At 46.3% G+C, this 19,681-nt stretch carries 18 protein-coding genes; 12 read left to right on the top strand and 6 right to left on the bottom strand.

Annotated features, from left to right (window positions below):
- Positions 1-4 precede the first annotated feature (4 nt).
- From ACWB0I_RS13715 to ACWB0I_RS13700, 4 genes are all read left to right on the top strand, one after another.
- Positions 5-781 carry a cell division protein FtsQ/DivIB gene (locus tag ACWB0I_RS13715; protein WP_479388641.1) on the top strand — a complete coding sequence of 259 codons (777 nt, stop codon included), beginning with the start codon at positions 5-7 and terminating at the stop codon, positions 779-781.
- A gap of 25 nt (positions 782-806) precedes the next feature.
- A complete protein-coding gene (gene ftsA, locus ACWB0I_RS13710; RefSeq protein ID WP_479388640.1) occupies positions 807-2,030 on the top strand; it encodes a cell division protein FtsA in 1,224 nt (407 codons plus the stop codon).
- A gap of 28 nt (positions 2,031-2,058) precedes the next feature.
- Positions 2,059-3,294, top strand: a complete 1,236-nt coding sequence (gene ftsZ / locus ACWB0I_RS13705; protein ID WP_479388639.1) for a cell division protein FtsZ — start codon at positions 2,059-2,061, stop codon at positions 3,292-3,294.
- A 168-nt stretch (positions 3,295-3,462) separates the two neighbouring features.
- Entirely contained in the window at positions 3,463-3,678 is a 216-nt protein-coding gene (locus tag ACWB0I_RS13700; RefSeq protein ID WP_479388638.1) for a MerR family transcriptional regulator, read from the top strand.
- Positions 3,679-4,181: 503 nt separating this feature from the next.
- Here the strand turns inward: ACWB0I_RS13700 and ybgF are convergent.
- The 3 genes from ybgF to ACWB0I_RS13685 all read right to left on the bottom strand — a co-directional run bounded on the left by ybgF (position 4,182) and on the right by ACWB0I_RS13685 (position 7,540).
- On the bottom strand, positions 4,182-5,015 hold the full coding sequence (ybgF, locus tag ACWB0I_RS13695; RefSeq protein WP_479388637.1) for a tol-pal system protein YbgF: 834 nt from the start codon (positions 5,013-5,015) through the stop codon (positions 4,182-4,184).
- A 191-nt stretch (positions 5,016-5,206) separates the two neighbouring features.
- Complete coding sequence (locus ACWB0I_RS13690) at positions 5,207-6,334, bottom strand: N-acetyltransferase (RefSeq protein WP_479388636.1); 1,128 nt, start codon at positions 6,332-6,334, stop codon at positions 5,207-5,209.
- Positions 6,335-6,352: 18 nt separating this feature from the next.
- Positions 6,353-7,540: an aminotransferase class I/II-fold pyridoxal phosphate-dependent enzyme gene (locus tag ACWB0I_RS13685; RefSeq protein WP_479388635.1), complete on the bottom strand. Its 1,188-nt coding sequence runs from the start codon at positions 7,538-7,540 to the stop codon at positions 6,353-6,355.
- A gap of 155 nt (positions 7,541-7,695) precedes the next feature.
- Here ACWB0I_RS13685 and ACWB0I_RS13680 point away from each other — a divergent pair, with 155 nt between their 5' ends.
- From ACWB0I_RS13680 to ACWB0I_RS13665, 4 genes are read left to right on the top strand one after another with little or no spacing between them, the layout of a single operon-like run.
- Complete coding sequence (locus ACWB0I_RS13680; protein ID WP_479388634.1) at positions 7,696-8,676, top strand: NAD-dependent epimerase/dehydratase family protein; 981 nt, start codon at positions 7,696-7,698, stop codon at positions 8,674-8,676.
- The gene (locus ACWB0I_RS13675) at positions 8,603-9,394 is read left to right on the top strand and encodes a class I SAM-dependent methyltransferase (RefSeq protein ID WP_479388633.1); all 792 of its coding nucleotides are present in this window, start codon (positions 8,603-8,605) and stop codon (positions 9,392-9,394) included. The genes ACWB0I_RS13680 and ACWB0I_RS13675 overlap by 74 nt, the downstream gene beginning before the upstream one ends.
- Positions 9,395-9,397: 3 nt before the next feature.
- Complete coding sequence (gene bshC, locus ACWB0I_RS13670) at positions 9,398-10,969, top strand: bacillithiol biosynthesis cysteine-adding enzyme BshC (protein WP_479388632.1); 1,572 nt, start codon at positions 9,398-9,400, stop codon at positions 10,967-10,969.
- Between the two features lie 2 nt (positions 10,970-10,971).
- Positions 10,972-11,172, top strand: coding sequence for a hypothetical protein (locus ACWB0I_RS13665; RefSeq protein WP_479388631.1), 201 nt, complete (start codon positions 10,972-10,974; stop codon positions 11,170-11,172).
- A gap of 9 nt (positions 11,173-11,181) precedes the next feature.
- On the opposite strand, the gene ACWB0I_RS13660 is transcribed toward ACWB0I_RS13665, so the two are convergent.
- The 3 genes from ACWB0I_RS13660 to ACWB0I_RS13650 form a co-directional block, all read right to left on the bottom strand.
- Entirely contained in the window at positions 11,182-11,757 is a 576-nt protein-coding gene (locus ACWB0I_RS13660) for a DUF84 family protein (RefSeq protein WP_479388630.1), read from the bottom strand.
- Positions 11,758-11,772: 15 nt separating this feature from the next.
- Positions 11,773-12,609, bottom strand: a complete 837-nt coding sequence (locus ACWB0I_RS13655; RefSeq protein WP_479388629.1) for a tetratricopeptide repeat protein — start codon at positions 12,607-12,609, stop codon at positions 11,773-11,775.
- 184 nt (positions 12,610-12,793) lie between these two features.
- The gene (locus ACWB0I_RS13650; protein WP_479388628.1) at positions 12,794-14,083 is read right to left on the bottom strand and encodes a 5'-deoxyadenosine deaminase; all 1,290 of its coding nucleotides are present in this window, start codon (positions 14,081-14,083) and stop codon (positions 12,794-12,796) included.
- Positions 14,084-14,261: 178 nt separating this feature from the next.
- Here ACWB0I_RS13650 and gap point away from each other — a divergent pair, with 178 nt between their 5' ends.
- The 4 genes from gap to ACWB0I_RS13630 all read left to right on the top strand — a co-directional run bounded on the left by gap (position 14,262) and on the right by ACWB0I_RS13630 (position 19,646).
- Positions 14,262-15,263: a type I glyceraldehyde-3-phosphate dehydrogenase gene (gene gap, locus ACWB0I_RS13645; RefSeq protein WP_479388627.1), complete on the top strand. Its 1,002-nt coding sequence runs from the start codon at positions 14,262-14,264 to the stop codon at positions 15,261-15,263.
- 72 nt (positions 15,264-15,335) lie between these two features.
- Positions 15,336-16,532, top strand: a complete 1,197-nt coding sequence (locus ACWB0I_RS13640) for a phosphoglycerate kinase (protein ID WP_479388626.1) — start codon at positions 15,336-15,338, stop codon at positions 16,530-16,532.
- Between the two features lie 157 nt (positions 16,533-16,689).
- Positions 16,690-17,457: a triose-phosphate isomerase gene (tpiA, locus tag ACWB0I_RS13635; protein ID WP_479388625.1), complete on the top strand. Its 768-nt coding sequence runs from the start codon at positions 16,690-16,692 to the stop codon at positions 17,455-17,457.
- Between the two features lie 902 nt (positions 17,458-18,359).
- Positions 18,360-19,646, top strand: coding sequence for a Glu/Leu/Phe/Val family dehydrogenase (locus ACWB0I_RS13630; RefSeq protein ID WP_479388624.1), 1,287 nt, complete (start codon positions 18,360-18,362; stop codon positions 19,644-19,646).
- The last annotated feature ends 35 nt before the right edge of the window (positions 19,647-19,681 follow it).

Here is a 19,681-nt window from a genome sequence, read left to right as displayed (position 1 = left end):
CACAATGGCCAGAAAAAAACACACTGTACGGAACACCTTGATCTATCTGGGAGTGATTGCGCTTCTTTCGGGCCTGGCCTATGTCAATAAACAGGTAGAAGCGTACCTGGCCAAGAGCATTGCGACCTTTAGATTAAAGGATATTAAAATCCATGGTAATCATGTATTGAGCAGAGAACAGATACTGGGCCTGTGCGGTGTAAAAGCGGGTGAACAATTTTTGACCGTAAAAGCCGAAGAGATTACACGGCGCCTTTTGCGGTCGCCCTTTATTAAATCGGCTTCCGCGGTTTACAGCCTGCCCTCTACCCTGCACATCAGCGTGCAGGAACGGCGTCCCATTGCTTTTGTCTTAAAACAAAAACTATTTTTGATTGATGAAGAGGGGGTGCTGTTACCGCTTCCGAAAATTGAGGGCTACACCTGGAACCTGCCGCTGATTGAGGGCTTGAGCGAAGAGATCGGAAAAAGCGGCCAGATGACTCAATCGCCTGCTTTGCTCAAGGCGGTTGAAATCCTGAAATACATTCAGTTCATGAAATCGCCGCTCTGGTCCATGGTGGCGGTTCTGAATCTTAGTCACCAGAAATATCTGGAAATTACGCTCATCAGAGGCGGAGCCAAAGTTCGCTGCAACTATCAGGATTATCAGAATGAGTTGTACATTTTAAATCTCTATGTTCAAAATTATTTGGACTGGGAGCGGCTGGCCGAGATCGAATACATCGATCTGCGGTTTAATGATCGCCTCATCTTAAAAAACAGAAAGAAACAAGGATAACATTGAATTCTTGGGGAGATACATCATGGAAAATAATGAAATCATTTGCGGATTAGATATTGGTACGACAAAAATTGCGGCCATTGTAGGAAAGCTCGATGAAGAGCAGAGATTAAATATACTGGGTGTTGGAACCCATCCCTCGCATGGTTTGCGCCGCGGCGTGGTGGTCAATATTGAAAAGACGGTTGATTCCATTCAGCAGGCCATCCGGCAGGCCGAATTAACCAGCGGACAGAGGATCAGCAGAGTTTTTGCCGGTATTGCAGGAGATCATATCCGTTCTTTGAACAGCAAGGGCGTGATTGCCGTAGGCGGTAAAGACAAAATCATTACGCGTAAGGATGTGGGACGCGTACTGGATGCGGCCCAGAATATTTCTTTGCCCAAAGATCGTCGAATTTTGCACGTTTTACCACAGGAATTTACAGTTGACAATCAGGACGGCATTAAAAATCCGGTAGGTTTTGCCGGCACTCTGCTGGAAGCCGAAGTGCACATTATTACCGGAGCGGTTACGGCCATTAAAAATATCATTAATTGCATCGAAGAGGCGGGCTACGAAGTAGGACACAACATTGTTCTGGAGCCGTATGCCTCCAGCCTTTCGGTGTTGCATGAAGACGAACGCGATCTGGGGGTGGCCATCATCGATATTGGGGGAGGCACGACCGACATTGCCATCTTTTTTGACGGGGCCATTCGCTTCACCAAAGTGTTGGGTATTGGAGGCGAGCAGGTAACCAATGATCTGGCCCAGGGGCTGCGTACCTCCAAAGATCAGGCCGAAGCGATTAAAAAGCGCTATGGGCTGGCCATGCAATCTTTGTTACAAAAGGATGAACTAATCAGTGTGCCGGGTGTGGCCGGGCGTCCACCAAGAGAAATTTCGCGCAGTGTGGTGGCGGCCATTGTAGAACCGCGCATGGAAGAAATCTTTCAGATTGCGCTAAAGTACATGGAAAAGTCGGAAGTATTTGATTCTTTGGGCGCCGGCGTTGTTTTAACCGGCGGCGCTTCATTGATCGAAGGGGCCAAAGAACTGGCGCAGCGTGTCATGGGCATGCCGGTCGAAGTAGGAATTCCGCGAGTTTACGGTGGATTGGTGGAAACAGTGCGCAGCCCCATTTACGCTACCGGTGTAGGGTTGCTCTATTACGCCATTAAATATGGAACGCGGGACAGAATGCACCCCTGGGAAGAATTGTTGTTACGTCTAAAAAAGATGGTAGAAGATATATTTGGTTAATGAAAATTTTCAACGAGGGGAGATAAAAATGATTCAATTTGATGCATCTGAAACCCAGGGCGCCAAGATTAAAGTTATTGGCGTGGGCGGAGCCGGTGGGAATGCCATCAATGGTATGATTGAAGCCGGTTTACAGGGCGTCGAGTTTGTGGTAATCAACACCGATGCTCAGGATCTGGAAAAAAGTCAGGCTTCGATGCGTGTGCAAATCGGGAAAGACCTGACTAAAGGATTGGGCGCAGGCTCCAATCCGGAAATCGGTTTAAGGGCCATTATGGAAGATAAGGAACGCGTCATCGAAATTATCAATGGGGCCAATATGGTCTTTGTTACCTGTGGCCTGGGAGGTGGCACTGGTACCGGAGCCGCGCCCATCGTCGCCGAAATTGCCCGAGACCTGGGCGCCTTGACCGTAGCCATTGTTACCATGCCTTTCACGTTTGAAGGCCCTTTCCGCAGACGCAATGCAGAAAAAGGCCTTGAAGCGCTGCGGGAACGCGTGGATACCATTATTGTAATTCAGAACGACCGTCTGTTTTCAATCATTGAACGAAACACTTCGGTTGTGGCTGCTTTCAAAGCGGTGGATTCCATTCTGCTGGAGGCTACGCGCAGTATTTCCGATTTGATTAATGTTCACGGTTACATCAACCTCGATTTTGCGGACATCAAAACCATCATGCAGGGCATGGGCGATGCCCTGATGGGAACCGGCGTGGGCATTGGAGAAAATCGGGCGATTACGGCAGCCGAGCAAGCCATTTCCAGTCCGCTGTTGGATGGCGTGGATATCTCCGGTGCGCGCGGCGTGCTGATCAATATTACCGGCGGCCCAACCATGTCCATGCATGAGGTCGGCGAGGCTTCAACGGTCATTCAGGAAGCCGTGGGCAATCAGGCCAATGTCATCTTTGGCATGGTGATTGACGAAAATTTAACGGAAGAGTTGCGCGTAACCGTGATTGCAACGGGTTTCAACAAGGAATTGGAGCAAGCCGAAATTTTACATCAACCCAAGCAGGAAGAAGCGAAAGAACCTGAAGAACCTGAAACGCAAGAACCCGAACCGGCTATTGACGAAACCCGGGAGTCCACCGATTTCAAGGAATACGATAAACCAACGTTTAAGAGAAAGGCGTTGAAAAAGAAGAGTGAACTGTTAAATGTTTCGCAGCCCAATTTTTTCTTCTTTGGAGAGGAAGAAATGGAGAACGATCCAGAAAACCTGGAAATTCCGGCCTTTTTGCGTAAGCAGATGGATTGAGACGCAGCCCTGTGACGTATCGCAAAAAATCAGGGCTTAAAAACGGAGTTTTTGAAACAGGTACTTTATTCTTTAAAAATTAGCCACTTATGCTTAGATGTAACGCATTAAAGAATTGGACTAAACTTCCGACCTTGTTAATAAGGAAATAGCAAGGAGGTTTCAGGAATGCAGAGCGAGCTATATGAACTTAACGATGTTGCGCAACAATTAGGCGTTAGCCAGGAGGTTGTTAAACGTTTTATTAGAATGGGACTGGTATTTCCGGTGCAGAAAAATAATTACAAGTTTACGCGATATGGAGTCAGACGTTTACAAATGATTCTGGACCTTTACGAAAAATCGTATCCCATCGAGCGCATTGAAGCCATGTTGAATCATTAAGCAAAATAGAACCCCCACCATAGGGCGCTAAGCGATCCGGGCCGATCGCTTAGCGCCCTGTTTTCCCCCGCGCTCGCCAAAAGGAGACCAGCCATACGCTGAAGAGATTCTTCTGCCTTGCTCTGACCTGACCGGCTTAGCATTGAACCTTTCTTTTTGGTAAAGCGAACTGCTATTGGCCTAATTGAGCCGAACTTATTAATTTCTTTCTGTGTTTTTTTGATTCCTCTGTGCGTTCTATGGCAGAATAATTACAGGAGCTATAGACTTCTGCAAAATTGCATTGATTGTCATTCTGAGCGAAGCGAAGAATCTTGTAAATTAAATAAAAACAGTGGATTCTTCGTCGTTCCGATCCTCGGGACTCTTCAGAATGACAGCCACAGTTTAATTTTGCAGAAGTTGTACAGGAGATAAAAAATGGAGGAGCAATCGCGGTTACAAAAAAAAGCGGGCTTGCTGCCCGCTCTATTCTGAAAAATTGTTTGAAGTCCCAAAAAGGTTTAATATTTAGACAAAATTTTTGTGGCCCGATCCACATAAGGGCTGTCCGGATAATCGGTGCGTAAGCGCTCAAACTCTTCCCGTGCTTTTTCCATGTCGCCCTTTTTTAAATAGCACAGCACCAGTTTAAACTGGGCATCTGGCGCTTTATTGGAATTGGGAAAAGTGAATACTTTCTGGAAATCAAGAATGGCGGCGTCGTATTGCCTCAATGCGTAGTGGCATTCACCAATCCAGTACTGCGCGTTATCAGCCAGAGGATGGTTGGCGTTTTTGCTTAAAAGCGATTGGAACAAGGAGAGGGCTGTCTGATAATCTCTGGATTCAAAGGCCTGTCGCGCCTGCTGGTAGGTCTGTTCATAATCTCCTAAAGCAGCAGGTGCAGAGAGGTTAGATGCAGAAGGAATGTAGAGCTCGTTCGCACCTTTTTGGGAGCTTAATTGTTCAATTTTTTGACTTTGCTGTGCCAGTTGATCTTTTAGCTGCTGGATTAAACGGTCTTTATCTTTGAGCTGACGTTGCAAATTTTGAATACGCTGTTCGTATTTTTTCTTTTCCGCCGGCGTTAAGGCGGCAGCGGCTGCCATGGACTGATCCGGATTGGCTACTTCGTTTTCATCAAGTAAATCGAGTTTTTCTTTTGGTTTGGGCTTACTTTCTTTTTTTGTCTCCGCAGTAGGGGTCTCAATTCCCAATAATTTTTCTATGTCGGTTAATTCTTGTTGTTGAGAAGTATCTGTTGTCGGAGCCTCTTGTTTTTTACGCGAACCGGCGCAGCTAAAAAGCAAAAAGGAAAAAATTAATAAAAGAAAAGAGCATTTTCTGATGTTCATATTTGCCTCCCCATGCAATAATTTATTAAAAAGAATATATCAATCTATTTGTAATAAGTCAATAAAATTGCTGCTGTTAGCTAAAATTTACCAATGGTTGGTAAATTGCCAGGAGGCCCAATGAAAAACGCAGGGCCCGCAGTTTTGAAATAGGCTTCAAAACGTCCGTTTACGCCAGTCTGCTCAAAAATTTACAGGGGGTACTGATAGATCCGATAGCGTTTGTACAGTTCGGAACCTAAGGCCTGAATTGCGCTGTTCATGGCGTGGTTATCTTCCAGGATCCAGGACAGTTCTCCGGCAACAATACCTTTTTGGGCGGCGCGTTTAATGGTTTCAATGTAAAAAATGGAACCCAGTCCTAAATGTTGAAAATCTTTTCGCACGCCGAGGGTAATTACCCGAGCTGTTTTAATTTTTTTAAAGCCGAACAGCAGTTTAAAAATGCCGGTGGGAAATAGCCGGCCATTGGGGATTTGCGCCAGAATTTCATTGATATTGGGAATGGTTAAACTGAAAGCCACAGGCATGTCGCCTTTCATGGCCAGGATGAGCAGATCTTCGTCTACAATCTGTTTAAGCTGGTCGGCGAGATAGTCAATTTCCTGGTCCGTAAATGGTACAAAGCCCCAGTTCTTACTCCAGGCGTCATTGTAAATTTCTTTAATCAGTTTTACTTCCCGTTTCAGGTGTTTTAATTCAGCATTTCGAAAGGTGATGCTGTGGCGTTCTTTGATCTTATTGGCAATGCGCTCCAGTTTGTCGGTAATATGAGTCAGCGCGGTTTCTGTGGGCAAATACCAGGCATAGAGATCTTTAATCTTGGTATTGCCAAAACCTTCAACCAACGCAGGGTAGTATGGCGGATTGTGTGTCATCATTACGAATGGCGGGGTGTCGAATCCTTCAATCAATAAGCCACATTCATCATTGGTTGAAGGGTTCATGGGGCCGATCATCGTATCTTTATTTTTACTTTTCAGCCATTCTGCCGCAGCTTTGAAAAGCGCAGTTGCAACTTCCGGATCGTTAATGCTTTCAAAAAACCCCCAAAAGCCCCATTTATCGCCGTGGAAAGCATTGTGATTTTCATTGGTCAGGGCTGCAATGCGTCCGACCACTTCTCCATCTTTGACAGCCAGGAACATCTCAATTTCGGCGTGTTGATAAAAGGGATTCTTCTTTGTGTCCAGCAGTTTAGCCCGTTCCATACGCAGGGGACTGACCCAATTGGGAGTGTTGCGGTTTATTTCCCATTCCAGATTGAGAAATTTTTTAAACTCCTTTTTGGTGCGAACGGCAAAAACTTCGGTAGCCATGGCTAAGGTCCTTTATGATTAAATGATACCCAATTCCTTACCAACTCTGGCAGCAATTTCCAGCACTTTTTCCATATCCTCGTCTGTGTGCGTGGACATGTAGCTGGTACGGATCAATGCCTGATCTGGAGCCACAGCCGGACTAATGACGGCATTGCTGTAAACGCCCTCCTCAAAGAGGCGTTTCCAGAATATGAAGGTCAGATCATCATCGCGGATGTAAAGTGGAATGATGGGCGTGTCTTTGCTATCGCCGATGTCAAATCCCAGGCGCCGGAATTCGTAACGCATTTTGTCGCTGATCTGGTGAAGACGCTGCATGTGCTCCGGTTCCGATTCGATGATTTCCAGGGTTTTAATTACGGCTGCTGTGGCTGCAGGTGTTGGCGCAGCCGAAAAAATGAGCGGCCGGGCATGATGTTTCATGTAATCAATGACAAATTGAGGGCCGGCCACAAAACCGCCAATGCTGGCCAACGATTTGCTGAACGTGCTCATGACAATATCGACCTCTTTTTCCAGCCCCAGGTATTCGCAGGCCCCGCGCCCGTGCTTGCCAAGCACGCCCACTCCGTGCGCTTCATCAATGTAAATTTGGGCGTTGTACTTGCGGGCCAGGGGGATCATTTCCGCCAGGCGGACAATGTCGCCTTCCATGCTGAACACCCCATCACTGACGATCAGTTTGGGTACCTCATATTCAAGTTGAGAGAGAATTCGTTCCAGGGCTTCGGTATCGTTGTGACGAAAGCGTTTGATAATGGCTCCATGGGCGGCCTGAGTGCCAGCGTAAATGGAAGCATGATCCGACTTATCTAATATTAAATACTCGTCTTTTCCGGCCAGAGTGGCAATGCCCCCCAGATTGGCCATGTAACCCGTGCTAAAAATCAAAGCAGCTTCGCGATTCATAAAGCGCGCTATTTTGTTTTCCAGCTCATGGTGCAAATCGAGTGTGCCATTTAAAAAACGGGAACCTGAACAACTGGTTCCATATTGCCGGGTGGCCTGAATAGCTGCTTCAATTACTCTGGGATCGTGCGTAAGCCCCAGGTAATTGTTGGAACCAATCATAATAATTTCACGGCCATCCATGTAAACACGGGGGCCGTCATTTCCGGACAGGGGCCTGAAATAGGGGTAGATGCCTGCCTCAATCGCTTCTTTTGCACGTGTGAATTGTCGACATTTTTCGAAGATATCCAAAAAAACCTCCAGCCAATATTAAACACTCAATCGAATTTTAATAAATTCGCAAATTTATTCCAATAAATGCAAAAAAAAATCCAATAAAGATTGCGAATTTTTCATATCTTCTTTAATATAGCTGAATAAACAAATCAAAGCAAAAAGGGAAAAAAGTGAAAATCTTTTTAACAGGGGCCACGGGTTTTGTGGGCAGCCATCTGGCCGAAGCCTTACTGCAACAAGGACATTTGGTAAGGGCTTTTTTGCGAACCAGCAGTAATCTACGCTGGATTGCCCATCTGAATCTGGAGGGCTTTTACGGTAGCCTTGAAAATCCCGACAATCTGGTAAACGGGCTAAAAGATATTGATTTAGTCATCCATGGAGCAGCCGTGACCAAGGCTTTAAAGAATGAAGATTACTACAAAGTCAATTTTGAAGGCACCAAAAAGCTGGTCGATGTTATTGTAGAGCATAGCCTTCCCATCAAACGTTTTGTGCTGATCAGCTCACAGGCTGCTGCCGGCCCTTCTCCATCGCTTGAACCCATTACGGAAATGGATGAACCCCATCCGGTAAGCGAATATGGAAAGAGTAAATGGATGGCCGAACAGTATGTGATTCAGAAAAAGGAAAAACTCCCTTTTACCATTATTCGGCCCTCGGCTGTTTATGGGCCTCGAGATACCGATGTTTTACAGTTTTTTCAATCGGTCAAAAGGGGCATCATTCCTAAATGGCAAAACAAAGACAAGTATCTGAGTTTTGTTTATGTAAAAGATCTGGTCGATGCCATTGTACGGGCGGCCGATCATCCGAAGGCCGAGAATCAAATCTATTTTGTGGCCGATAAGCGACCCTACACCTGGGATGAACTGGCCCGTCATACGCTTGATTTTTTCCATTCCCGGGCCATCCATGTTCCCATTCCTCTGATGGCGGTAAAAGTGATCGCTGCCGTTGCCGAAAGTTGGAGCAAAATAATCAAAAAGCCTTCGATTATTAACCGCCAGAAGGTGGCGGAGCTTTTACCGGATTTCTGGATTTGCTCGCCTCAAAAAATTAAAAAGGAGCTGGGCTTTGAAACCAGCACGGATATTGAAACCGGAGTTAAACAAACATTGGCCTGGTACGTTGATCAAGGATGGATCTAAAAAGAACTGGTTCAAACAGTGGTTTGGCCAGGAATACACCGAAGTTTACGCCCATCGGGATGAACAGGACGCACGGGACCTGGTGCATTTGATTATTAAACACATTCCCATTTTCAGAAAAAGCAGAATTCTTGATGCTGCGTGTGGCAATGGACGCCATGCCTGCGCTCTGACTAAATATTCGGAACAGGTGTTCGGTGTGGACCTCTCTGTGTTTTTGTTGCAGCAGGCCAGGCAAAACTGTCATTTCAAAATTGTTTGTGGCGATCTTCGGGCATTGCCCTTTAAGCAAACTTTTGATATTGTGCTCAGTCTCTTTACTTCTTTCGGCTATTTTTTTTCAGATGAAGAAAATTTTGAGGTGCTACTTCAATTTAATAAAATCATAAAAACGGGCGGGCACCTGTTTTTCGATTATCTGAATGCGCCTTTCGTTAAAAACCATCTCCAACCCAGGAGCGAGCGCAAAGTGGGTGAAAAAACGATTACGGAACAGCGGGAAATTACCGGCAACCGCGTAGAAAAGACCATTGTGATTTCGGAAAATAATTCCCTTAAAAAATTTTATGAATCGGTGCGCCTCTATGAGCCCTCCGAACTGCTTTCTTTGCTGAATAAGGCCGGGTTTGAAGTGCTGAAGCAGATGGGGGATTATCGGGGGCGAACGTTTCAGCAGGCATCCAGCCCAAGATTCATTGTACTGGCCCGGAAAAGGTGAAAGATGAAAAAAATAGTTCAAGATTATTTAAACGATGAACAAAGCATCAGGGAGTTTTTTAACCAGCCTTTAAAACCAGACTGGAACTGTCTTGCCGACGAAGTTTTGGCCCAAAAACAACCTTTTCTTTTAGATGCTTTACTGGCTCAGAATAAAGCGGCGCCTTTCGCGGCCCAAAAAGAAAATCTGGAAAAACTGAACAGCAAAGAGGTGTTGCTGGTTGTAACCGGGCAACAATTGGGGCTGTTTGTTTCACCGCTCTTCATTATTTACAAAGCCTTAAGCGCAATCGCCTTAAGTCAGGCCCTGAATGCAACGGGTAGCTCTTTTACCACAGTTCCCGTTTTCTGGTTGGAAAGCGAAGATCACGATTTTGAAGAAGTAAATCAGGCCTTTGTGTTCGATCGCCTGAACAGATTGCAAACAATTAAAGTTGAAGGCGATGGGCCGTTGCGCTTACCGGTGGGGCAAAGGAGCCTGCCGGAATCGTTCCCGGATATTCTGGAGCAAGTGGAACAGATGCTCCAGCCTACCGAGTTTAGTCTGCCCTTAATGGAAACCTTACGCACAATTTACCAGCCAGGCCAGAATTGGCTGCTGAGTTTTAAAAATCATTTGCAGCAGATATTAGGGCCCAGAGGGTTGCTGTTTTTCAATCCGGGCGATGCGGCTGTCAAGCGCCAGAGCCTGCCTTTTTTTCAGAAGATCATCGAACAAAATGAGCTGTTGCTGTCCGCGCTTGAGGAGCAAACAAAGCGCATGGCCAAACCTCAGGTGCCTTTGCAGAGCAATCGTAGCTATCTGTTTTACCTGGTGCAGGGAAAGATACGACAACCTGTGCTGCGTAAGGCAGGGGGTATGTTCCAGATTTATGGAGAAAATCAGGAGTACACGGCAAGGCAGTTGATTGAACGTCTGGAGCAAAATCCGGAACGCCTTTCGTGTGGCGTGTTGACGCGTCCCCTATGGCAGAGCTTTATGTTGCCGGTCATCTCCTATGTGGCCGGGCCGGGTGAATTAGCCTACTGGGCACAACTCAAAAAAGCCTTTAACGCGTTTCAATTAACCATGCCCCATGTTCAGCCCAGGTTTTCTGCCACATTAATCGAACCCCGAATAGAGCGTCTGCTGCAAAAATTCCAATTGCAACCCGCACAGGTTACAGCGGATTTTAATGCGTGGAGCAAAAGCTTATTGAGAAGTTCACACCTGGAGGTGCTGGAGGGCGAAGTCCGGCAACTCAGTGCCCATCTAAAAGAGAGTAGGAATCGTTTTGAAGAAATGGCCAGAGATGTGGACCCCACCCTGAGTGCCGTGGTAAATAAATCCTTTAAAAACATGGAAAACACGCTGCAAAAAATGAGTGGCCGACTGGAAAAGGCCTGGCGTCAAAAACATGAGAAGACCATCGAACAGTTGCAAACCATTCACGAGTATTTCTTTCCGCAGGGAAAACCGCAGGAGAGGGTACTAAGCCCGTTGTATTATTTGAACAAGTTCGGCAGTGGGTGGTTGCAGAAGGTGTTTGAGGCGATCGACCTTCAGCGTCTTGAACATAAATATGTGCGGCTTTAAAGATGAAAAATGAACAAAAAAAGGATTTACTAACAGAGATTAAGGCCTTTCGCAAAAAGAAAATTTTGTGGGCCATTGTTCTGGTTTTGCTGGGCATGTCCGGAGCCATCATTCCTATCATTCCCGGCACTCTGTTCATTATTCTGGCCATTGCCCTGCTGCGTCGCGGCTGGATGGAAAAGATCAGAAGATTTTTTAAGTGAGACAGGGGCTCAGGACGTCAATCCGTAATCGGGATTGAAAAAAGGGGTAAAGGCATTGATGACAGCCATTTCGAATGAGGCGGTGCGCGTCAGGAGATCATGCGTTAAAATACCAAAGGCGCCCTGATTGGAACGCACGTCGTGTTTGCCGCTAAATTGGTCAATGATTTCAGCCAGCTCGCGGTGCTCTGCGTACAGTTGCCGGACAATTTCGTCAGGCAGGGACAGGGCCGGGGAGCTTCCTAAAAATCCTCTTTCCCCATCGTAAACATACACCCAATTTTGAAGAAAATACAAGATGTCCGGTGCCAGGGCCGGCGTGGTTACGGGAAACGTACCGCCTTCGAGACCTATTGCAAAATCAAGTTGAGGGATGTGCTCAAAGACATACCGGGCGCGATGCACAGCGCCGTCAATTATTTGTTCTACAGAAAGGGGCATGTCCGGAATGGGCGTTTGCGTGCTGAGCGGAACAAACTCCAGACTTTCGGAAGAAAAAGAGGGAAAGTTCTTCTGCAATCTGGCGCAAGCCGATTTTACCGCCTCGATTTTTGTCCTATTCTGAGAGCCAATGCCTATTTTCATTCCAGTAAAGTCGATTTAAAGTTGTCCGGTAGTATCGGTCGTGTCCGTGGTTGTGGGCGTGGGAGCAACCCGAGTGGTATCAGGGGCGGCTGGCGCCTGTTGCATGAATTCCTGCAAGGATGGCACCTGAGTATTCTCTTCCGGTTGGGGTTGTTCTGCCTCAGATTGCAACAAGGCCCCGAGCTGAGCTTTGTACGCTTCCACAGAATCCGGGAAGGTGGACAGTTCGGAAAGGTTTTGTGGATTCTGCAGTTTCATTTGCGCCAGAACGGCAAAAGGCGTTTCCGGATTTTCGGTCAGCACCTTTTCATATGCTTCGCGTGCCTGATCGATTAAACCCAATTTTGCGTAGACCAGACCCATACGATATTTGGCCTCGGCTTTGCTCCATTCATCATTACTATCCTGGTAGTTCACGGCTTTCCGATAATATTCCAGCGCTGTTTTGTAATCCACGGAGTCGGCATTCTGCGGATTAAAGCGCGCCGCTTCTTCATAATATTGACCAATTTGCACATAGATGGCTGGAACTTTTTCGGGCACCAAATTTTCTTTCAGAATTTGTAGAAGAATATCCATCTGTTTTTCATATTTCTCTAATTTATTGTAGCATTCGGCCATTCGTAATTTGGTGTCGATATCCAATTCGGAGGTCGGATAAAAAATAAGTAATCTTTGATAGGTGTCCAGCGCTTTCTGGTATTGTCCCTGTGCAAACAGCAGATCGCCATCCTGCAGGATTTGTTCCGGTGAACGTGTTTCCTGTAAAACGGTATCTTTTTTGCTGCTGCAGGATTGAAACAAGATGAAAAGAGCAAAAAACGAAAATGAAAGCAGTATCATACGCTTCATGACTTACTCCTGGGCTATTGATTACCCTTACACATTCTTGACTGTAATAATTTAATTTAGCTCAATTCTAAGAAAAATCATAATTTTATTTAAAGATCAGCTGTCCGTTGTACCGGCTTCGGGGCAAAATGAGAAAGGAATGCGGCAGTAAAAACCACACTTGTGTGTTGTGCAAAGGCCGCTATCATTTCATGCTCTTTAAAAGTTTGTCCTCGTCAATGGTAAGCAATTGCCGATCTTTCAGTACCCATTGTCCATTGATCATTACATGTCTGACATCGGATGCCCCGGCCGAAAAAATCAATTTGGCGTAGATATTTTCGTCAGGAATGGAATGAACTTGATCTCTTTTTATGAATACCAGATCAGCCTTTTTGCCGACTTCAATACTTCCTATTTCTTTTTCGAGGCCCAGAGCTCGGGCGCCGTCGATGGTAGCTAATTTGAAGACGGTTGGCGCCGGCATGCTGCGGGGCCCATGCAATCCTTTCTGAATTAACGCAGCCAGGCGCATCTCGGTGAAAATGTCCAGATTGTTATTGCAGGGCGCGCCATCGGCTCCCAGAGAAACATTGATTCCCCGTTCCAGATAATCCGGAATGGGCGCAATGCCTGAGCCTAATTTCAAATTTGCCGAAGGACAATGCAACACCTTGATGTCATATTTTTGCATGAGCTGTCGGTCGGTTTCATCGGTCCATACGCAGTGCGCCAGACGAAGCTTTGCTTCGGTCAGGCCAAAGTGTTCAAAAACCTGGATATTGCTCATATTAAAACGTTCTTCGACCAGTTTGACTTCACTCCGGTTTTCAGAAGCGTGGGTGTGAACGGCGACTCCCAATTCTGAAGCCAGGGTTGCAACTTCTTTCAGTAGCTGGTCACTGCATGATAGCACAAAGCGCGGAGAAAAGGCATATTGAATGCGCCCGTCATCAAAACCATGCCATTTTTCAAACAGAAGGATTGTTTCGCGCAGCGCTTTTTCAGTTGGCTCAATAAGTTCTGAAGGGCCATCGCCTAAATCCATCAACATTTTTCCGCTGATGGCTCGAATGCCCGTTTGGGCGATGGTTTCGAACAGAATATACGCATGTTTTACGATCCCGATGTCCTGAATGGTGGTGGTGCCTCCTTTGATCAATTCGGCGATGCTTAACAATGCGCTTAAACGTAAGCGTTGCGGATTGAGGGCCGCCTCGCCAGGCCAGATTTTTTGTTCAAGCCAATCCAGCAAAGAGAGGTCTTCGGCAGAATTGCGGAAAAGGGTTTGCCCCAGGTGAATGTGCGTTTGCACAAAGCCAGGAACAATGATCAGACCATCGGCGTAGAAAATTTCTCCGTCAGGTAAATCGAGTTGGGGAGCAATGGCCGTGATTTTCCCATCTTCAATCAGTAAATCTCCCGATACAATTTCCATGCGCGGATTAACGGTAACAATGAGTCCGTTTTTGATGAGTAAAGATTTTCTTTTCATAATACCTTAATAATTAATAACATATAAAAATTTAACCGAAACTTGAATAAAGGGCAAATAAAAATAGATACAGAAATAGTGAATTTTATAACGTTTTACTTGACTTTATTCAGTGCATTTTTTAGTTTGCAGCTTTTAAGAAATCCTGAAAAATAACTAAATACAAAGGAGAACAGAAATGAGTATTAAAGTAGCTATTAACGGTTTTGGACGCATCGGGCGTCTGGTTTTTAAAGCAGCCTTTGAGGATAAGGACATAGAATTTGTGGCCATCAATGATTTAACCGATTCCAAAACCCTGGCCCATCTTTTGAAATATGATTCGGTTCATGGCAAGTTTCCGGCTGAAGTCAAAGCTGAAGGCGATTACCTGATTGCCGGGCATCGCAAGGTAAAGGTTTTAGCAGTTAAAGATCCGGCGGAATTACCCTGGAAAGAATTGGGAGTGGAGTATGTGGTTGAATCAACCGGTGTGTTCAGAACGCGTGAAAAGGTGGCCAAACACCTTGAAGCCGGGGCTAAAAAGGTGTTGTTAACGGTGCCGGCCAAAGATGAAATTGATAATACCATTGTTTTAGGGGTGAACGACGATGCCTTGAAGGCGAATGACCTCATCGTTTCTAACGCTTCCTGTACGACCAACTGTCTTGCACCTGTGGTAAAGGTATTGCAGGATGCGTTTGGGGTGAAATGGGGCTTAATGACAACCATTCATTCCTACACCAATGACCAGAGGATTTTAGACTTGCCGCACAAAGATTTGCGTCGGGCGCGTGCTGCCGGGGTTAGCATGATTCCTACCACAACCGGCGCAGCAAGAGCGGTTGGTAAAGTGATTCCTGAACTGAATGGTCGTCTGGATGGAATGGCTGTACGGGTGCCAACTCCGGATGGCTCTCTGGTCGATCTGGTTGCTGAACTGGAAAAAGAGGTTACTGTCGATGAGGTTAATGCGGCCATGAAAGAGGCAGCCAATGGTAAAATGAAAGGCATTCTGGAATATTGTGAAGACCCGATTGTCTCCGTAGATATTATTGGCAATCCACACTCCAGCATTTTTGATGCACAATCCACTGCGGTTATGGAGGGCAATAAGGTTAAGGTGTTAAGCTGGTACGACAACGAGTGGGGATATTCAAACCGCTGTGTTGATCTGCTTAAAAAAATGGCGAGCATGTAAATTTAAAAAGGAGGGGCAGCGCAGGTTGCCTCTCTTTTTGTTTTGTGGGATCAGTAAATCAGGAGAATGGAGATGGCCAAGTTAACCATAGATCAGCTCGACTTGAAAGGTAAAAAGGTTCTGATTCGATGTGATTTTAACGTTCCTTTGAATGAACATCGTGAAATTACGGATGATCGGCGCATTGTAGCCTCGTTGCCAACGATTAAAAAGGTGTTGCAGGAGGGCGGCGCTGCGGTATTGTGTAGCCATTTAGGGCGACCCAAGGGGCAGGTAAAAGAAGAATTGCGGTTGTTGCCTGTGGCCAAGAGGTTAAGCGAATTATTGAAAGTGGACGTTAAAATGGCTCCGGATTGCGTTGGCCCTGAGGTGCAAAAAATGAAGGCTGCCCTTAAACCGGGCGAAGTGTTGTTGCTGGAAAATTTACGCTTTCATAAAGAAGAAACGGACAACGATCCTGAATTTGCCCGCCAACTGGCCGAAGGCTGTGATCTGTTCATCAATGATGCTTTTGGAACTGCTCACCGGGCCCACGCTTCTACTGTGGGCGTAACCCGCTATTTTGATCAATGTGTGGCCGGCTATTTGATTGAAAAAGAGTTAAAATATCTGGGCCAGGCCATTGAAAATCCCACCAGACCTTTTGTGGCTGTGTTGGGCGGCGCTAAAATTTCTGGCAAAATTGATGTGATTAAAAATCTGTTTAATAAAGTGGATGTCTTAATCATCGGCGGAGGAATGGCCTACACCTTTTTTAAAGCCCAGGGTCTGGAAATAGGGAAGTCTTTACTGGAAGCAGAGCGCATTGAAATGGCCAAAGAGATATTGAATGAAGCCAAAGAGAAGCAGATCGACTTTTTGCTGCCGGTGGATGTGGTGGCTGCCGATCAATTTGATAATGAGGCAAAGCGAAAAGTGGTGAAGGTAACCGAAATCCCCGCTGATTATATGGGCATGGACATCGGGCCTGAAACCATTCGCTTGTTTTCGGAGAAAATTTTGTCAGCTAAAACCATTGTCTGGAATGGCCCCGTTGGTGTGTTTGAGATGCCCAATTTTGAAATCGGCACACGCAAGGTGGCGGAAGCCATTGCCCGGGCTACCCAAAAAGGCGCTATTAGTGTGGTGGGCGGCGGCGATTCCGCTGCGGCTGTGGCCAAGTTTGGCATGGAAGATCAATTCACGCACATTTCAACCGGGGGCGGCGCTTCGCTGGAGTTTTTAGAAGGTAAGGAGTTGCCTGGCATCGCTGCACTCAGCGATGTGTAGCAGGAGCGCCCGAATTTTAGAACCAGCCTGGAATGATGTGTTCTTTCCCTCCTGGTAAAAAACGGGCAGCCTTTCTGGGAGGGATTGTAAAATTTATGGCCTTTGGAACAATCGAATTCTGACAGGTATTTTTTAACCAAATTCAGGAGATTTAGCAATGAAACGCCAGATTGTGATTGCCGGAAACTGGAAAATGCACAAAACCAATAGCGAGGCCATGCAATTGGCCAACCAGATTCGCATTAAAACCATGGATATTACCAAAACGAGAATTATCATCTGTCCGCCATTTACAGCCCTGGCTCCGGTCTTTGAAATCGTCGGTGATTCCAAGATTCATCTTGGGGCGCAAAATATGTACTGGGAAAAAGAGGGCGCTTTTACCGGAGAGATCAGCGCAGGGATGATCAAAAGCACCGGCTCCGATTACGTAATCATCGGCCACTCTGAAAGAAGACAATATTTTGGCGAAACCGATGAAACGGTGAACAAGAAAGTCCATGCTGCGCTGGAAAATGGACTAAAACCTATTGTTTGCGTCGGAGAAACGCTTTCTGAACGGGAGTCGAATATTACTTTAAAGGTAGTCCATAAACAGATTCGCGGCGCTCTTAAAGAAGTAAACGCCGAGCAGATGAGTAAAATCATTATTGCCTATGAACCGGTGTGGGCTATTGGTACGGGGAAAACGGCTACTCCGCAGCAGGCGCAGGAGGTGCACAGCGAAATCAGGAAGCTGTTGGCCGAATTGTACGGCGCTGAGGTGGCAGAAAAAGTGATCATCCAGTATGGCGGAAGTGTTAAGCCAGAAAATGCCCAATCACTGTTAAGCCAGAAAGATATTGACGGAGCCCTGGTAGGCGGAGCCTGTCTGAAGGCCGAATCGTTTTCGGAAATCATTCACATTGCTGAAAAATTACAATAATTTGAATTCGTGAAAGCGCAAGTTTTGCCCAGACGGTGAAGGCCTGTGCCGCCATGTCATTCAGAATTCCGCTTCAGACGTAACTCGAGCTTCAGCTCGAGACTTCTACTGGCAGACACAAGCGTGGAAAAGTGCATGTGTGTAATAGTTAATTAGTTGAATGGTTGAATAGTTAAATGGTGATGAGTGTCATTCTTAATCTCAATTCATCGGGAGGAAGAATCCCATATTTGATTAAAGAGATTCCGGCTCTCGCTTGTGCTCGGCCGGAATGACACGTTCGGGGAAGATATTCCGCCATATGATTTCTCCGCTCTGCACGTCGCTTTCGCTCCGCGCATCGGTCGAAATGACATCAGTGAGGCTTCGTGCCGAGCGTCATTCCAAATCCCGATTTTTGAGGACGGGCCCGCCAGACCATTCGACAATTAAACAACTCAACAACTCAACCTTTTTACTTTCTCATACAGCATAAAAATTTTAGCATCCCGCTAAGCGGGATTATAAGTTTTGAAGGAAGTATTCTAAAAGCCCCTGCCGCCTGTCATTCGGGGAATCCATTACACACGCGGCCTGAACTTCCGCCTCGCCCCATTTCGGAAAAACAGGGAATCCCTTGTCAACAAAACACCTATTTTCTAAAAATCCGGCGCCGGTTCAACCTGGCCTAAATCGTGATATTTTTCTTTTTTTTGAAACTATACTCATTAAAAGCTCCTTTTGCCCGCATCCCCAAAAAATTAATTATTGTAAAATCAATAAATTAAAGATCACTTATTGCCAATTACATTCGACCTTGCTGAATAAATAAAGAAATTTCATTTTGCAAAATAAATGTTTAAATTATAGCTCTTTTACAGGCAATATTCAGATATTTAACTCATTAATGGAGAGGAAAGACTATGGCGGAAAAATCATTCAACGCTTTTGAAATGGCTCAAAAACAATTTGATAAAGTAGCCGATTTGATCGGTCTTGATCAGGCAACACGCGACCTGTTACGCAATCCAATAAGAGAGTACCATTTTAGCATTCCAGTACGTATGGATGACGGTAGCGTCAAAATATTCCGTGGTTTTCGTGTGCAGCACAACGATGCCCGTGGTCCGGCTAAAGGCGGTATTCGCTTTCATCCCCAGGAAACCATTGACACCGTGCGCGCCCTGGCCATGTGGATGACCTGGAAGACCGCCGTGGCCGATTTGCCGCTGGGCGGAGGCAAAGGCGGGGTTATCTGCGATCCACACAATCTCAGCGCCAGAGAGCAGGAACAAATCAGTCGGGGTTGGGTACGCCAGGTTTACAAAAACGTAGGGCCGGTAGCCGATGTACCGGCTCCGGACGTTATGACCAATGCCCAACACATGCTCTGGATGCTGGACGAATTTGAAACGCTCACAGGCGGTCACTTCCCTGGTTTTATTACCGGAAAGCCCGTAGGCATGGGCGGTTCCTTAGGGCGCACCGAAGCGACAGGCTACGGCCTGATCTTTACCGTACGGGAAGCTATGAAACATCTGAACATGCAAATAGAAAACAGCGTGGCCAGCGTGCAGGGATTTGGCAATGTGGCTCAGTTTGCCATTGAAAAATTTACGCAATTAGGTGGTAAAGTGGTCTGTGTTTCTTCATGGGATCAGAACGATCAAACCTCCTACGCTTTTCGCAGAATGGACGGAATCGATCTGCAGGAATTACGTAGCATCACCGATCGTTTTGGGGGCATTGACAAAGACAAAGCGCAAAAATTGGGCTATGAAGTATTGCCGGGCGAAAAATGGATCGAACAGGAAGTGGATGTGTTGCTGCCCTGCGCTCTGGAAAATCAGATCACCCAGGAAAATGTGGAGCGCATCAGTGAACGCGTACAGATGGTTGCCGAAGGCGCGAACGGGCCCACAACTCCGGAAGCGGATGCGGTTCTTGAGAAACGGGGTATTTTTGTCATTCCGGATTTTCTGGCCAATGCCGGCGGCGTAACCTGCAGTTATTTTGAACAGGTGCAGAGCAACATAAATTTTTACTGGACCAAGGAGGAAGTGCTGAAGCGTCTGGACGATAAAATGACTTCCGCTTTCTGGTCTGTAACAAACCTGGCGGACAAGCGAAAATTGTACATGCGCGACGCCGCTTACATCATTGCCATTGAACGCGTGGCTCAGGCCTGTAAAGATCGCGGATGGGTTTAATTGGCCAACTACAAGCTCCTCCCTCCCATCAAATC

Source organism: Caldithrix sp., from assembly GCF_056497305.1.
The sequence above is the reverse complement of the archived record's forward strand: the minus strand, read 5'-3'. Positions and strand labels throughout refer to the sequence as shown.

Excerpts from the sequence above, each read along its gene's own strand:
- ACWB0I_RS13630 (WP_479388624.1), top strand. The coding sequence starts at position 18,360 with ATGGCGGAAAAATCATTCAACGCTTTTGAAATGGCTCAAAAACAATTT.
- tpiA (WP_479388625.1), top strand. The coding sequence starts at position 16,690 with ATGAAACGCCAGATTGTGATTGCCGGAAACTGGAAAATGCACAAAACC.
- ftsZ (WP_479388639.1), top strand. The coding sequence starts at position 2,059 with ATGATTCAATTTGATGCATCTGAAACCCAGGGCGCCAAGATTAAAGTT.
- ACWB0I_RS13660 (WP_479388630.1), bottom strand. The coding sequence starts at position 11,757 with ATGAAAATAGGCATTGGCTCTCAGAATAGGACAAAAATCGAGGCGGTA.
- ACWB0I_RS13715 (WP_479388641.1), top strand. The coding sequence starts at position 5 with ATGGCCAGAAAAAAACACACTGTACGGAACACCTTGATCTATCTGGGA.
- ACWB0I_RS13640 (WP_479388626.1), top strand. The coding sequence starts at position 15,336 with ATGGCCAAGTTAACCATAGATCAGCTCGACTTGAAAGGTAAAAAGGTT.
- ybgF (WP_479388637.1), bottom strand. The coding sequence starts at position 5,015 with ATGAACATCAGAAAATGCTCTTTTCTTTTATTAATTTTTTCCTTTTTG.
- ACWB0I_RS13665 (WP_479388631.1), top strand. The coding sequence starts at position 10,972 with ATGAAAAATGAACAAAAAAAGGATTTACTAACAGAGATTAAGGCCTTT.
- gap (WP_479388627.1), top strand. The coding sequence starts at position 14,262 with ATGAGTATTAAAGTAGCTATTAACGGTTTTGGACGCATCGGGCGTCTG.
- ACWB0I_RS13650 (WP_479388628.1), bottom strand. The coding sequence starts at position 14,083 with ATGAAAAGAAAATCTTTACTCATCAAAAACGGACTCATTGTTACCGTT.
- ACWB0I_RS13655 (WP_479388629.1), bottom strand. The coding sequence starts at position 12,609 with ATGAAGCGTATGATACTGCTTTCATTTTCGTTTTTTGCTCTTTTCATC.
- ACWB0I_RS13700 (WP_479388638.1), top strand. The coding sequence starts at position 3,463 with ATGCAGAGCGAGCTATATGAACTTAACGATGTTGCGCAACAATTAGGC.
- ftsA (WP_479388640.1), top strand. The coding sequence starts at position 807 with ATGGAAAATAATGAAATCATTTGCGGATTAGATATTGGTACGACAAAA.
- ACWB0I_RS13690 (WP_479388636.1), bottom strand. The coding sequence starts at position 6,334 with ATGGCTACCGAAGTTTTTGCCGTTCGCACCAAAAAGGAGTTTAAAAAA.
- bshC (WP_479388632.1), top strand. The coding sequence starts at position 9,398 with ATGAAAAAAATAGTTCAAGATTATTTAAACGATGAACAAAGCATCAGG.